This is a genomic window from Mesorhizobium sp. W067, from assembly GCF_054719525.1.
In genome coordinates, this window is record NZ_JBTTII010000001.1 from 1,900,169 (window position 1) to 1,913,467 (window position 13,299).

Genomic DNA, 13,299 nt, shown 5'->3' on the forward strand with positions numbered 1-13,299 from the left:
GTCTTGCCGTAAGGTTCCTCCGGCGCATGTGTCTGAGTCTCGCGGCACCAATTTATCACGCGTTGAGCGCACGGCCATAGGCATCAAGCACGCTTTCCTTCATCATCTCCGACAGCGTCGGATGCGGGAAGATGGTGTGCATCAGTTCTTCCTCGGTGGTCTCCAGGTTCATCGCCACGACAAAGCCCTGGATCAGCTCCGTCACCTCGGCGCCGACCATATGCGCGCCGAGCAGCTGGCCGGTCTTCTTGTCGAAAATGGTCTTGATGAAGCCCTGGTCCTCGCCAAGCGCGATCGCCTTGCCGTTGGCGCCGAACTGGAAGCGGCCGACACGAATGTCCTTGCCTTCGGCCTTGGCCTTGGCCTCGGTGAGCCCGACCGATGCGACCTGGGGGTTGCAATAGGTGCAGCCCGGGATCTTCAGCTTGTCTGTCGCATGCACGCCGGGGAAATTGGCGATCTTTTCGATACATACCACGCCTTCATGCTCAGCCTTGTGAGCCAGCATAGGCGGCCCGGCGACATCGCCGATGGCGTAGATGCCGGGCACATTGGTCTTGCCGTAACCGTCAATGACGACACAGCCGCGATCCGTCTTCACGCCGAGCGTCTCGAGGCCGAGATTCTCGATATTGCCTTGCACGCCGACGGCCGAGATCATGCGGTCGGCGGTGATCTTCTCGACCTTGCCGTCCTTCATCTCGACATGTGCGGTAACCGAGTTGGCACCCTTCTCGACCTTGGTCACCTTGGCCTCGAGGATGATTTTCATGCCCTGCTTCTCGAACTGCTTCTGCGCGAATTTCGAGACCTCGGCATCCTCGACCGGCATCACCGCCGGCAAAAGCTCGACCACCGTCACCTCGGCGCCCATGGTGCGGTAGAAGGAGGCGAACTCGATTCCGATGGCGCCCGAACCCATGACCAGCAGCGATTTCGGCATCTCCTTCGGCACCATCGCCTCGAAATAGGTCCAGATCAGTTTGCCGTCCGGCTCGATGCCGGGCAGCGCGCGCGGCCGGGCGCCGGTGGCGAGAATGATGTGCTTGGCGGTATAGGTGCCCTCGCCCTTGACGCCCTTTGGCACCGGCGGCTGCGGCTCCATCGGCTTCTTCGCCGTCTTGGAGACGACGATCTCACCGGGCTTGGAGAGCTTGGCCTCGCCCCAGATAACGTCGACCTTGTTCTTCTTCATCAGGAAGGCGACGCCGCCATTGAGCCTCAACGACACTTTGCGCGAGCGGTCGACGACAGCGGCCGTGTCGGCGCTGACCTTGCCGCCTTCGAGCTTCAGGCCGTAGTCCTTCAGATGATCGGAATAGTGCATGATCTCGGCCGAGCGCAGCAGCGCCTTGGTCGGGATGCAGCCCCAGTTGAGGCAGATGCCGCCGAGGTGCTCGCGCTCGACGATGGCAGTCTTGAAGCCGAGCTGGGCGGAGCGCACCGCCGTGACATAGCCGCCGGGGCCCGAGCCGATGATTATGACGTCGTAGGATTCTGCCACGGGGTTTCTCCCTGATTTTTCTCTAGAGTTCCAGCATCACACGCACCAGCGGCACCAGCCCCTGGCCGATATTTCGCGTGTTTTCGGCATCGAGATGGACCCCGTCTATCGGTGTGGTCGAAGCCACCGTGCCGGCATCGAAAAAGCCGCAGCCGGCCTCGTCGGCGAGCGCGGAATATTGCGGCGCCAGCCGCTTCGAGGCCTCGTCGCCGCCGGCAAACATTTCCTTGAATTCGGCATTGTCGGTGCGGCTGACCGCGGGTGGCGCAACGATCAGGATTTGCGGCGCGGCCCAGTCGAACGGATAATCGTGGCCGCGTACGATGTCGATCAGCCGCTGCACGCCTTGCTTGGCCGCGACCGGATTGCCGTGGATCCAGGGCTTCATGTCGTTGGCGCCAAGCATGATGATGATCAGGTCGAGCGGCGCATGGCTGGTCAGGATTGTCGGCAGCACCCTGGCGCCGTTGCGGTCCGCACCGGCCAGGTGATCGTCGAAAGCGGTGGTGCGGCCGTTCAGACCTTCGGCAATGATTTCGATATCATCGTCGCCCAGCGCCGCCTTGAGCACGCTCGGCCAGCGATCTTCCAGCGCATGGCGCCCGAGGCTCGCCGCGTCATAGCCCCAGGTCAGGGAATCGCCGTAGCAGAGGATCGTCTTCATGCACCCGCCTTAAGCCCGCGCCGCACGCGCCATCCAACGAACAGCCACTGCACAATGACCGTGGCGATGCTCGGCAACACCAGGCCGGCGCCAAAATGAAGATCGCCCGACCACTGGGCCTTGCCCGGCGGCTGCGAGAAGGTCCAGGCGATCAGGCCGATTCCGGCCAGCACGAACAACGCAATCCCAACAAGCCCCGTCAGGTTTATCGCCCTTTGCGGGTTTGGCACCAACTGCGCGATGAAAAACGCCACCGTCGCAACGATGGTGACCAGCGCCGAAACCATGAAGACCAGGATGTATTCGGAATTCGCATTGGTGACGATTGCCAGCCACAGCGCCACCAGCCCGCCGGCCAGGCCGGAAAGGATCAGGGCGAAAAGGCTGGTGACGAATTTCCGCACAGCCTTTTTCCTTCCTAGACCAGCATGCCCATCGGATTTTCGATCATGCGCTTGAAGGCGACCAGAAGTTCGGCGCCGAGCGCACCGTCGACGGCGCGGTGATCGGTCGACAGCGTCACCGACATGATATTGGCGATTTTGATCTCGCCGTTCTTGACCACCGGCCGCTGCTCGCCGGCACCCACCGCCAGGATCGTCGCATGCGGCGGGTTGATGACGGCGGCAAAGTCCTTGATGCCGAACATGCCGAGATTGGAAACCGCCGTCGTGCCGCCTTGATATTCCTCAGGCTTCAGCTTGCGGCTGCGGGCACGGCTCGCCAGATCCTTCATCTCGTTGGAGATAGTGGACAGCGTCTTTTCGTCGGCGTGGCGGATGATCGGCGTGATCAGGCCGCCGGGGATTGACACGGCAACGCCGACATCGGCGTGCTTGTGCTTGACCATGGCGCTTTCGGTCCACGATGCATTGGCATCCGGCACCGCCATCAGCGCCATCGCCATCGCCTTGATCACCATGTCGTTGACCGACAGCTTGTAGACGGGCACTTCGCCCTTGTCGGTCTTCTTCATCGGAGCCGCCGCATTGATCTGTGTGCGCAGCGCCAGCAGCGCATCGAGCTCGCAGTCGAGCGTCAGGTAGAAATGCGGGATGGTTGTCTTGGCCTCGACCAGGCGGCGCGCAATGGTCTTGCGCATATTGTCGTGCGGGACGAGCTCATAGGACCCTTCGGCAAACAGCTTCAGCACCTGTTCGTCCGACATCGCCTTGGGTGCCGCAGCCGGAGCCGCAGGTGCCGGAGCGCCGGCAGGTGCGGCTTTCGCGGCCGGTGCAGCCTTGGCGCCACCGCCGGCAATCGCCGCCTCGACATCGGCCTTGACGACACGGCCATGCGGGCCGGTGCCACTCACAGCGGACACATCGACGCCGGCGTCCTTGGCTATGCGCCGCGCCAGCGGCGAGGCGAAAGTGCGCTCGCCTGACGATTGGCTGATCTCCCCCCTTGTGGGGGAGATGGCCGGCAGGCCAGAGGGGGGCGCGACAGACTGAGAGGTCGGCGGGACAGCGCCCCCCTCTGTCGACTTCGTCGACATCTCCCCCACGGGTGGGGAGATTGACGCCTTATCCTGCTTGGCATCGGCCTTCGCGGGCGCGGCATCGCCGCCGCCCTTTGCCGCTGCACCTGCATCCTCGCCTTCGCCGGCGAGAATGGCGATCAGCGCATTGACCTTCACGCCTTCGGTGCCGGCCGGAACGACCAGCTTGGCGACCGTGCCCTCATCGACGGCCTCGACTTCCATCGTCGCCTTGTCGGTCTCGATCTCGGCGATCACGTCGCCCGGCGAAACCTTGTCGCCTTCCTTGACCAGCCACTTGGAAAGATTGCCCTCTTCCATCGTGGGCGACAGCGCCGGCATGGTGATGTTGATTGGCATGATGTCCTCCCGACCGGCTCAGCGATACGTGACGGCTTTGACCGCCTCGATGACCTCGCCGACATTGGGCAAGGCCAGCTTTTCGAGGTTCGCCGCATAGGGCATCGGCACGTCCTTGCCGGCGATGGTGATGACCGGCGCGTCGAGGAAATCGAAGGCGCGCTGCGACACCTGATTGGCGATGTGGTCGCCGACCGAGCTTTGCGGGAAACCTTCTTCCACCACGATCAGGCGGTTGGTCTTCTTTACGGAGGCAATGACGGTGTCGAGGTCGAGCGGGCGGATGGTCCGGAGATCGATGATCTCGGCATCGATGCCCATGCCGCGCAGTTCGGCTTCCGCCTTGATGGCATAGGTCATGCCGATACCGAACGAGACGATGGTGACGTCCTTGCCCTGCTTGTGAATGCGCGCCTTGCCGATCGGCAGCACGAAATCGTCGAGCTTCGGCACGTCGAAGGACTGGCCGTAGAGGATTTCGTTCTCGAGGAAGATGACCGGGTTCGGATCGCGGATCGCCGCCTTGAGCAGGCCCTTGGCATCGGCAGCCGTGTACGGCATCACCACTTTCAGGCCGGGAATATGGCTGTACCAGGCGGCATAGCACTGCGAATGCTGGGCGCCGACGCGGGCGGCAGCCCCGTTCGGGCCACGGAACACGATCGGCGCGCCCATCTGGCCGCCCGACATATAGAGGGTCTTGGCGGCGGAGTTGATGATCTGGTCGATCGCTTGCATGGCGAAATTAAAGGTCATGAATTCGACGATCGGCTTCAGGCCGGCCATCGCCGCACCGACGCCGACGCCGGCAAAGCCATGCTCGGTGATCGGCGTGTCGACCACGCGGCGCGGCCCGAATTCCTGCAGCAGGCCTTGCGTGATCTTGTAGGCGCCCTGGTATTCCGCGACCTCCTCGCCCATGACGAAGACATCGCCGTCGCGGCGCATTTCCTCGGCCATGGCATCGCGCAAGGCCTCGCGCACCGTGGTCGAGACCATCTCGGTGCCGGCGGGAATATCGGGATCGGCCGCAGGTTTGGCCGCCGGAGCGGCGGGAACTGCCTTCGGAGCCTCGCCGGCATCCTGGGGAGCCGCCTTTGAGCCTTCCTCGGCTGCATCGGTCCGCTGACCGCCAGCGGAAACGGCATCCTGGGTTGAGGCAGGCTGGCCGCTCTTTTCGACATCGCCTGCACTTTCGCCGTCCTGCAGCAACACGGCGATCACCGCATTGACCTTGACGCCTTCGGTGCCGGCGGGAACCACGATCTTGCCGATCGTGCCTTCATCGACGGCCTCGACTTCCATCGTCGCCTTGTCGGTTTCGATCTCGGCGATGACATCACCGGCGACGACCTTGTCGCCCTCGTTCTTCAACCACTTGGAAAGATTGCCCTCTTCCATGGTCGGCGAGAGAGCGGGCATGAGAATTTCGATCGGCATGTCCTTGCCCTCCCGTTACAATACGATGTCGGTCCAGAGCTCGGACGGATCCGGCTCTGCGTCGTGCTGGGCAAATTCGGCGGCGTCGGCGACGATGTCGCGGACTTCCTTGTCGATGTTCTTGAGCTCGTCCTCGGTCGCCCACTTCTTGGCCGTCAGCCGCGCCTTGACCTGCTCGATCGGATCATGATCCGAGCGCATCTTCTGCACTTCTTCCTTGGAGCGGTATTTCGCGGGATCCGACATCGAGTGACCGCGATAGCGATAGGTCTGCATCTCGAGGATGATCGGACCGTTGCCGGCACGGCACCATTCGGTCGCCTGATCGCCGGCGGATTTGACCGCACGCACATCCATGCCGTCGACCTGAATGCCGGGAATCTTGAACGAGGCGCCGCGATGCGAAAAATTGGTTTCGGCCGACGAGCGCGACACCGAAGTGCCCATGGCGTAGCGGTTGTTCTCGATGATGTAGATCACCGGCAGCTTCCACAGCGAGGCCATGTTGAAGCTTTCATAGACCTGACCCTGATTGGCAGCGCCATCGCCGAAATAGGTCAGCGACACATTGTTGTTGTCGCGGTAGCGGTTGGCGAAGGCGAGACCGGTGCCGAGCGAGACCTGCGCGCCGACAATGCCGTGGCCGCCGTAAAAATGCTTCTCCTTGGAGAACATGTGCATGGAGCCGCCCTTGCCCCTCGACAGGCCGCCACGGCGTCCGGTCAGCTCTGCCATGACGCCCCGCGGTGACAGTTCCATCGCCAGCATGTGGCCATGGTCGCGATAGGCGGTGATCATCTGGTCGCCGTTGATCAGCGACATCTTCATGCCGGTGACGACCGCTTCCTGGCCGATATAGAGGTGGCAGAAGCCGCCGATAAAGCCCATGCCGTAGAGCTGGCCGGCCTTTTCCTCGAAGCGGCGGATAAGCAGCATGTGCCGGTAGGCGGCAAGCTCCTCGTCCTTGGTGAAGTCGGCCGGCTTGGGGGCGGAAAGCCCGGTTGGTTTGGCGGATGTCGATTTAACGGATTTGGCAGGCGCTTTTTTGGCGGCGGTGGCCATGCATCACTCCCTGTTGGCGTCTCTTTGCGGACACTAAAGCAGACCATGTCTGCTCCGGGGAGGATCAGCTCCTCCCCACCGATTGGAAGGAAGCTAACATGCGAGACCGCGTTTCGCCATGCAGAAAAACGCATGGCTGGCATGCATCTAAACGCCTAGAATCATTGGAAATAAAAGCGATTAACCGAAATTAGGTTATTTCGAATTGGCCGGCAGCATGATGGTGATTTCATCGGGCTGGGACAGATTGAGCGCCCGGCGTGCCTGCTCGTCGAGCATATCCTTTTCAAGCGTGCCCTCATGCATCAGCTGGACGCGCCGCTCCAGATCGATCCGGCGCGCCTTGATGGCATCGTACTTGGCCTGCAATTCGATGGTCTGCGCTTCGAGCTGATATTTGGAATTGATGCCGAACTCGCCATGATAGGCATGGAAGCCGAAATAGGCCAGGAACGCCACGCAAAGCGACGGGATGATCAGCCGGCCGGTGTTTCTCTGCTTGTGCTGGCGTGTCCACATGGTCGCAATCCTTTGACCGCCATTTGTCGCTCGATTGTGCTTAATGGACGGTTACGGACAGGTGCATTAGCCAGCGGCCGCAACGAAAAAGGGCGGGAAAATCCCGCCCTTCCATCGTTTTCGCCAGTTCGGCAGAATTTAGGCTTTGACCACCGACTTGCCAGCGTAGCGCGCCTGCTTGCCGAGCTCTTCCTCGATGCGGATCAGCTGGTTGTACTTGGCCATGCGATCCGAGCGCGACAGCGAACCGGTCTTGATCTGCCCGCAATTGGTGGCGACGGCGAGGTCGGCGATGGTCGAATCCTCGGTTTCGCCCGAACGGTGCGACATGACGGCTGTGTAGCCTGCCTTGTGCGCGGTCTCGACAGCGTCGAGCGTTTCGGTAAGCGAGCCGATCTGGTTGACCTTGACCAGGATCGAATTGGCGACACCCATGCGGATGCCGTCGCGCAGCCGCGCCGTGTTGGTGACGAAGAGGTCGTCGCCAACCAGCTGCGTCTTGTTGCCGATCAAATCGGTCAGGTACTTCCAGCCCTCCCAGTCGTCCTCGGCCAGGCCGTCCTCGATCGAGATGATCGGATAGTCGGCGGCGAGCTTGGCCAGGTACTTGGCCTGCGCCTTCGGATCGCGGGTCTTCTTCTCGCCCTCATAGACGTAATTGCCGTCCTTGAAGAATTCGGTCGCCGCACAGTCGAGACCGAGCGCGATCTCTTCGCCCGGCTTGAAGCCGGCCTTCTCGATTGATTCCATGATGAAATCGAGCGCCACCGGCGCACTCTTCAGATTGGGCGCGAAGCCGCCTTCGTCGCCGACATTGGTGTTGTGGCCGGCATCCTTGAGCTTCTTGCGCAGCGTGTGGAAGATTTCCGAGCCCCAGCGCACGCCTTCGCGCAAAGTCGGCGCGCCGACCGGCAGGATCATGAATTCCTGGAAATCGATCGGATTGTCGGCATGCGCGCCGCCATTGATGATGTTCATCATGGGCACCGGCAGCAAATGCGCCTTGGTGCCGCCGACATAGCGGTAAAGCGGCAGTCCGGCGGCTTCCGCCGCGGCCTTGGCGACCGCCAGCGAGACGCCGAGGATGGCGTTGGCGCCGAGCCGGCTCTTGTTGGGCGTGCCGTCGAGCTCGATCATGGTCTGATCGATGTGGATCTGGTTTTCGGCTTCCATGCCGCCGATCGCCTCGAACAGCTCGCCATTGACGGCCTCGACCGCCTTGAGCACGCCCTTGCCGAGATAGCGGGCGCCACCGTCGCGCAGTTCGACGGCCTCATGCGCGCCGGTCGACGCGCCCGACGGCACCGCGGCGCGGCCCATTGAGCCGTCTTCGAGAACGACGTCGACCTCGACGGTCGGATTTCCACGGCTGTCCAGGATTTCACGCCCGACAATGTCGATGATGGCGGTCATTGCGATGTCCCCGATTGATCGATTGAAAGCGTCGCGCCCCTCTTAGCCAAAGTGCCGCAAAAGGCAATCAGGAATGGCATGAAATAATAGTGACGATCGCCCCATGCGCTCAGGCCGTGGGGCATGGGCGACGCCATCTGAACGCAAACAGCCCGCCCTGACGTCATATGTCTGGCGCCGCATGGGGCGGGTGCCCCTCCCCTTTGATTGCGGCAATCCCTTATCACAAAATACCAGGCGGCACGCAAACTCCAGCAGATGCTTCAAAAGAGGCTACCGCCAACGTGACAAACTTCACAATGCAGAGAATTCGAAGATGTTAGCGTCACATCTACAACGCGAACTATTTGGCGACCACAGTGAAATCAACAAACTTGAACTCTTTGGGGAGGCGGCAATGGCAGCGATTTCAGGCACTGGCTGGGAACTTCTTATTAGCCGCAAAGTCGAGCATATGAGGGGCACCCGACGCAGGACAGTTGGTACCTATAAAGTCTTCCACAACGGCACGGCAGTAACGGGTCTATCGGGGTTCGTGTGTGAATCTCGCGGCCCTGGCGACAATTCCAAAGAAGACAATGGCAGGCGCATCGAGCCCGGCACCTATCCACTGGCGACACAGGCCGGAGGCAAATATGTGACCATAGGCTACACTGGCGCCAAGACGCCACCCAAACCTGGACTCGAACTGCTGAAGACCAACAAGCGCACCGAAATCCTGATCCATCCGGGCGTCAATTTCCTGTCCAGCGTCGGATGCATCAACCCGACGAAGAAGGTGAGCGGTCCTCTTTCCGACATGGATTTCACGGAGAGCCGGACACGCGTAATCGCCCTCATTGACGATCTGAAAACCTTTGCCGGCGGTGGCTTCCCGAAAAGCAACGGCAAGCGAATTCCCAATGCTTCGGTGGTCGTCGAAGGCGAACCGGTGCTGTCGACCGAGAGTGTCGAGATCGTGCTCGAAGCGGTTGCGGGCGATCCGAACAAGGGTTTGCCGGCAGCGGTCTTCCAGAAATTCGCGCCGAGACCGGCAAGCGGTTCCAAGCGAACAATCTATGACGGTTACATCGGCGCCTTTACCTCCGACAAGGGCCTCAAGACACTTGGCGATCATGGCGTGTGCAACAATTATGATCGGCTGATGCATTTCTTCGCTCAAGCGGCGATGGAAACCGGTGGCTTCACCCTCATTCGCGAATCCCTGACCTACACGACCGTGGCGGCAATCCGGAACGCATGGAGGTCGCGAGCCGCGGGCAAGACCGATCAGTGGATCGGGGACAACCTGCTGCGCAAGCCGCAAGCCCTGGGCGACTGGGCCTATGGCGGCCGCATGGGCAATGTGAAAGGAACGTTGGACGGCTTCAATTTCCGCGGCGGCGGCACGTTCCAGACCACCGGGCGCGACGCGTACACGGCCAAGGGCAAGCTCGCCAAGGTTGACCTCGCCAATCATCCTGAACTGATCGAGGATCCGCAGACTTCGCTGCTCGCAGCTTGCGCCGAATGGAAAGGGTCAGGCTGCAATGCCTTTGCCGATGCCGGCCTGATCAAAAAGATCTCGCGCGCGATCAACGTCGGCAACGCCAATTCCGCCACGCAGGCCAATGGCGAAGCGGATCGGATCGCCTGGCACGAAAAGGTTTTCAAGGCGGTGAAGAATGCCGGACTCCTCGGCTGAGCATGCCTCGGATCACGTTCGACAACACCACGTCATCATAATTCAGAGATAACAATCTCTGTGTCGACTAGGATGGTGATGCGCGGGGCGAAACAGGAGGAGTTTCGCCATGTCCGAGTTGAGCGGTATCGTGAGTTTGTTCCTGATCGCGGCGGCGTTCCTGACGTCCTGCGATACGCAGCAGCCGCCAAGGGCGGCGACGCAGCTGTCCACGTTTTATGCGGCAGAATAATTTAGAAACTGTCGGGTTGCACTGAAAAGGCCCCCGTTTCGGAATTCGGGGGCCTTTTCACGTCAGGCGTCAGCGCAGCTGATCAATGCCAATACGGCGTGACCTTGTAGTAATCATAGGAAGCATCACGCGCGGCCTCGCCATCGGCGCCGGCCAGTTCATTGATCGAATAGGCGGGTGCTGCCTTCAGCTGCTCCTTCGAGAACGGCACGACATAGCCGCCCTTGTCCTCGTCATAGTCGAGGCTCGCCCACGGAATGGCGTGATACTTCTCGCCAATGCCGAGAAATCCACCGAACCCGATCACCGCGAACATGATGCCGTTCGACGTCTTGTCGAGCATGATGTCCTCGATGCTGCCGATGCTCGTGCCTTCGGTGTTGTAGACCGACGTGCCGATGACGCGCGAAGCGGCGATGGCTTCGGTGTGGCCTGTCTGGGTGGTCATGGCTGCTGCTCCTCATGTCGTTGATCGATACTTTGACAATGAGGGGCGCGGGCGAAAGTTCCCGTTTTTTCGAGCGGCGGGCGGTTACTCCGCGAGGATGAACGTCACCTTCATGTTGACGCGATAGGCCGCGATCCTGCCGTCCTCGACGACGATCTTCTGGTCCTGGATCCAGGCGCCTTCGACGTTCTTCAGGGTCTTTGAGGCGCGCTCAATCCCCTTCTCGATGGCGTCCTGAAAGCTCTTTTTCGACGACGACGTGATTTCGGTGACGCGGGCGACGGACATGGCTTCCTCCTGCCAAGACGCTCATTTGCAGCAGCGAGCCTACAGCCGGCTTATGCCTTCCACAAGCAGGGCAGCGCGCGCGCCATAGCCGAAACCATCAGCCTCGGTTCAGGTCAGCAGCATTCTTGGCGATGCGGTCGAATGCCATCAGTCTTTCGAGCAGCGCCGGCATGTCCTTCAGCGGCAGCATGTTGGGCCCGTCGGAGGAGGTCGAATTGTCGGGATCCTGGTGGGTCTCTATGAACACGCCGGCGACGCCGACGGCAACGGCAGCCCGCGCCAGCGTCTCGACAAAGCGGCGCTCGCCACCGGAGGAACCGCCCTGCCCGCCTGGCTGCTGCACCGAATGGGTGGCGTCGAAAATCACCGGCGCGCCGATCTCGGCCATCACAGGCAAAGCCCGCATGTCCGACACCAGCGTGTTGTAGCCGAAAGACGCGCCGCGCTCGGTGGTCAGCACATTGAGGTTGCCCGAACCGGTGATCTTGGCCACCACGTTCTTCATGTCCCAGGGCGCCAGGAATTGCCCCTTCTTGACGTTGATCACCTTGCCGGTCTTGGCGGCGGCGACCAGCATGTCGGTCTGGCGCGACAGGAACGCCGGAATCTGCAGCACATCGACATGGTGTGCGACGATCGCGCACTGCTCCTCGGTGTGGACATCGGTCAGAATGGGAACCGAAAATTCCTTGCGCAACTCGTCGAACACCGGAAGCGCCGCGTCCATGCCGGCGCCGCGCGTTGCCGACAGCGAGGTGCGGTTGGCCTTGTCGTAGCTGGTCTTGTAGACGAGGCCGATGCCGAGCTTGCCGGTCAGTTCCTTCAGCGCGCCGGCCATGTCGAAAGCGTGCTGGCGCGATTCGAACTGGCACGGGCCGGCGATCAACGCCAGGGGCCCGCTGTTGTCGAAGACGACGTTGCCGATGGTTACCGACGAATTCGGCGCCAGCGAATTGGGCCCTTGCGGCTTGCTCATGGGGTCTCCCGGAAGATGAAAGCCGCGCCCTGTCCGGATGCCGGCTGCACGACGATTTCGTTGCCCGCTATATCGTGCCCGACGGCGTTGTCTGCAAGCAGCCTCGCGACAGCGCCGACACTGCGGACTGAAAAGACAATCGCGGCGAAGCGAACTCTTGTCGGCGCACCGGCCGGAATGTCGAAGCGCGCGGTGAAAGCCGCAGGATCCAGAACGGTCAGACGCGCATTCGGCAGGTCGAAGACCGCGCTGCTCTGCTGCTCCGAGCCAACCACTGTCGAGATCAGGCTGATCTGCGTGGAAGGCGCGTCGCTGACCGAGACGATTTCGGCAATGCCGGTCACGCCGTTGGCATGGGCCTGCAGTGCCGTACGGTCGATTTGAGGGGCGTTGATCCGCTCGCAAGCGAACAGAAAGGCGTCCGTCGTCTCGGCGCCCGCGGCGAAAGCCAGTTTGAACGAGGCCATGTCGCTCTTTCCGGCCGTATCGGTGAAGGCGCGGGAAAAGCTCAGCACGTCTCCCGCCGACATACCGGCCGAGACATAGCGCGCATGATCCGCATCGGCGTCGTCGGTGGCCAGCACTACGGCGGAAAAGCCCTCATCGCCCAGGCTGGCGCGATAGAGGCGGTCGCGCGCGACAAAGACATTGCCGCCGGCGATCGCACTCGCTGCCACCTGTTCATTCCCAACCGCCAGCGGTTCGAGATAGGTGCCGTCGGCAAGGAAGACGCAGCAATTTTCAGTGCCGAAGGGATGAATGCCGGTTGGCGCGACGACGAAGCCAAGCGATGTCAGCCGCGCCCGCGCCACGGCGAGGCTCGCCGTCGGCAGCACCAGATGGTCAAGCGGATGGGTCGTGCTGGTCATGCCGGCGCGGTGTGCATCATTCCCGAAATTGGTTCAAGGCCTCTTGCCGGCCCGATCAGGCCGTCGCCACGATATCGGCCGAATAGCGCAATTCGCGCAAGGGTTTGACCCGGCTGGTCGTCTCGGCATAGAGCGGGTGCGCCTTGTATGCGGCAAGCGCGGCCTCATCCTCGAACTCGGCATAGACGACCACGTCGATCGCATCCGACAGCGGATCGACCTTGGTGTTGAGCGTCACCTCGAAGAGGCTTGAATGCGGGATCTTGCCCAGTGTGAGCAAGCCCGTGCGCACGGCCTCGACATCGTCCTTGCGCCGCGCGCTGAAGAAAACGATATGCCGGATCACGCCTGCCTCCACGT

General features: G+C 61.7%; 15 protein-coding genes. 2 read left to right on the forward strand and 13 right to left on the reverse strand.

The window, feature by feature from the left end:
- Positions 1–55: 55 nt before the first annotated feature.
- From lpdA to eno, 8 genes are all read right to left on the reverse strand, one after another.
- A complete protein-coding gene (gene lpdA / locus ACYG97_RS09390; RefSeq protein ID WP_023688452.1) occupies positions 56–1,504 on the reverse strand; it encodes a dihydrolipoyl dehydrogenase in 1,449 nt (482 codons plus the stop codon).
- A 22-nt stretch (positions 1,505–1,526) separates the two neighbouring features.
- On the reverse strand, positions 1,527–2,168 hold the full coding sequence (locus ACYG97_RS09395; protein ID WP_023734034.1) for an SGNH/GDSL hydrolase family protein: 642 nt from the start codon (positions 2,166–2,168) through the stop codon (positions 1,527–1,529).
- Positions 2,165–2,572 (reverse strand): hypothetical protein, encoded by a 408-nt coding sequence (locus ACYG97_RS09400; RefSeq protein ID WP_023734035.1) that lies wholly within the window; start codon positions 2,570–2,572, stop codon positions 2,165–2,167. Before ACYG97_RS09400 ends, ACYG97_RS09395 begins: the two co-directional genes overlap by 4 nt.
- Before the next feature lie 14 nt (positions 2,573–2,586).
- Complete coding sequence (locus ACYG97_RS09405; RefSeq protein WP_023682557.1) at positions 2,587–4,008, reverse strand: pyruvate dehydrogenase complex dihydrolipoamide acetyltransferase; 1,422 nt, start codon at positions 4,006–4,008, stop codon at positions 2,587–2,589.
- 18 nt (positions 4,009–4,026) lie between these two features.
- Positions 4,027–5,448, reverse strand: a complete 1,422-nt coding sequence (locus ACYG97_RS09410) for a pyruvate dehydrogenase complex E1 component subunit beta (protein WP_023734036.1) — start codon at positions 5,446–5,448, stop codon at positions 4,027–4,029.
- Between the two features lie 15 nt (positions 5,449–5,463).
- Positions 5,464–6,510, reverse strand: a complete 1,047-nt coding sequence (gene pdhA / locus ACYG97_RS09415; RefSeq protein WP_023734037.1) for a pyruvate dehydrogenase (acetyl-transferring) E1 component subunit alpha — start codon at positions 6,508–6,510, stop codon at positions 5,464–5,466.
- 195 nt (positions 6,511–6,705) lie between these two features.
- Complete coding sequence (locus tag ACYG97_RS09420) at positions 6,706–7,029, reverse strand: FtsB family cell division protein (RefSeq protein ID WP_023682560.1); 324 nt, start codon at positions 7,027–7,029, stop codon at positions 6,706–6,708.
- Positions 7,030–7,167: 138 nt separating this feature from the next.
- Complete coding sequence (gene eno / locus ACYG97_RS09425) at positions 7,168–8,442, reverse strand: phosphopyruvate hydratase (protein WP_023682561.1); 1,275 nt, start codon at positions 8,440–8,442, stop codon at positions 7,168–7,170.
- A 103-nt stretch (positions 8,443–8,545) separates the two neighbouring features.
- Between eno and ACYG97_RS09430 the strand changes: the two genes are divergently transcribed.
- Positions 8,546–10,126, forward strand: coding sequence for a glycoside hydrolase family 19 protein (locus tag ACYG97_RS09430; protein ID WP_198029707.1), 1,581 nt, complete (start codon positions 8,546–8,548; stop codon positions 10,124–10,126).
- A 109-nt stretch (positions 10,127–10,235) separates the two neighbouring features.
- Positions 10,236–10,358, forward strand: coding sequence for a hypothetical protein (locus ACYG97_RS09435; protein WP_023734039.1), 123 nt, complete (start codon positions 10,236–10,238; stop codon positions 10,356–10,358).
- Positions 10,359–10,440: 82 nt separating this feature from the next.
- Here the strand turns inward: ACYG97_RS09435 and ACYG97_RS09440 are convergent, their stop codons facing one another.
- The 5 genes from ACYG97_RS09440 to ACYG97_RS09460 all read right to left on the reverse strand — a co-directional run bounded on the left by ACYG97_RS09440 (position 10,441) and on the right by ACYG97_RS09460 (position 13,285).
- Positions 10,441–10,806: a PRC-barrel domain-containing protein gene (locus tag ACYG97_RS09440; RefSeq protein WP_023668909.1), complete on the reverse strand. Its 366-nt coding sequence runs from the start codon at positions 10,804–10,806 to the stop codon at positions 10,441–10,443.
- An 84-nt stretch (positions 10,807–10,890) separates the two neighbouring features.
- Entirely contained in the window at positions 10,891–11,094 is a 204-nt protein-coding gene (locus ACYG97_RS09445; RefSeq protein WP_023668908.1) for a dodecin family protein, read from the reverse strand.
- Positions 11,095–11,191: 97 nt separating this feature from the next.
- Positions 11,192–12,070: a 3-deoxy-8-phosphooctulonate synthase gene (kdsA, locus tag ACYG97_RS09450; RefSeq protein WP_031203542.1), complete on the reverse strand. Its 879-nt coding sequence runs from the start codon at positions 12,068–12,070 to the stop codon at positions 11,192–11,194.
- Positions 12,067–12,939, reverse strand: a complete 873-nt coding sequence (locus ACYG97_RS09455; protein ID WP_023734041.1) for a VOC family protein — start codon at positions 12,937–12,939, stop codon at positions 12,067–12,069. Before ACYG97_RS09455 ends, kdsA begins: the two co-directional genes overlap by 4 nt.
- 55 nt (positions 12,940–12,994) lie before the next feature.
- Positions 12,995–13,285: a Dabb family protein gene (locus tag ACYG97_RS09460; RefSeq protein WP_023701748.1), complete on the reverse strand. Its 291-nt coding sequence runs from the start codon at positions 13,283–13,285 to the stop codon at positions 12,995–12,997.
- Between the last annotated feature and the right edge of the window lie 14 nt (positions 13,286–13,299).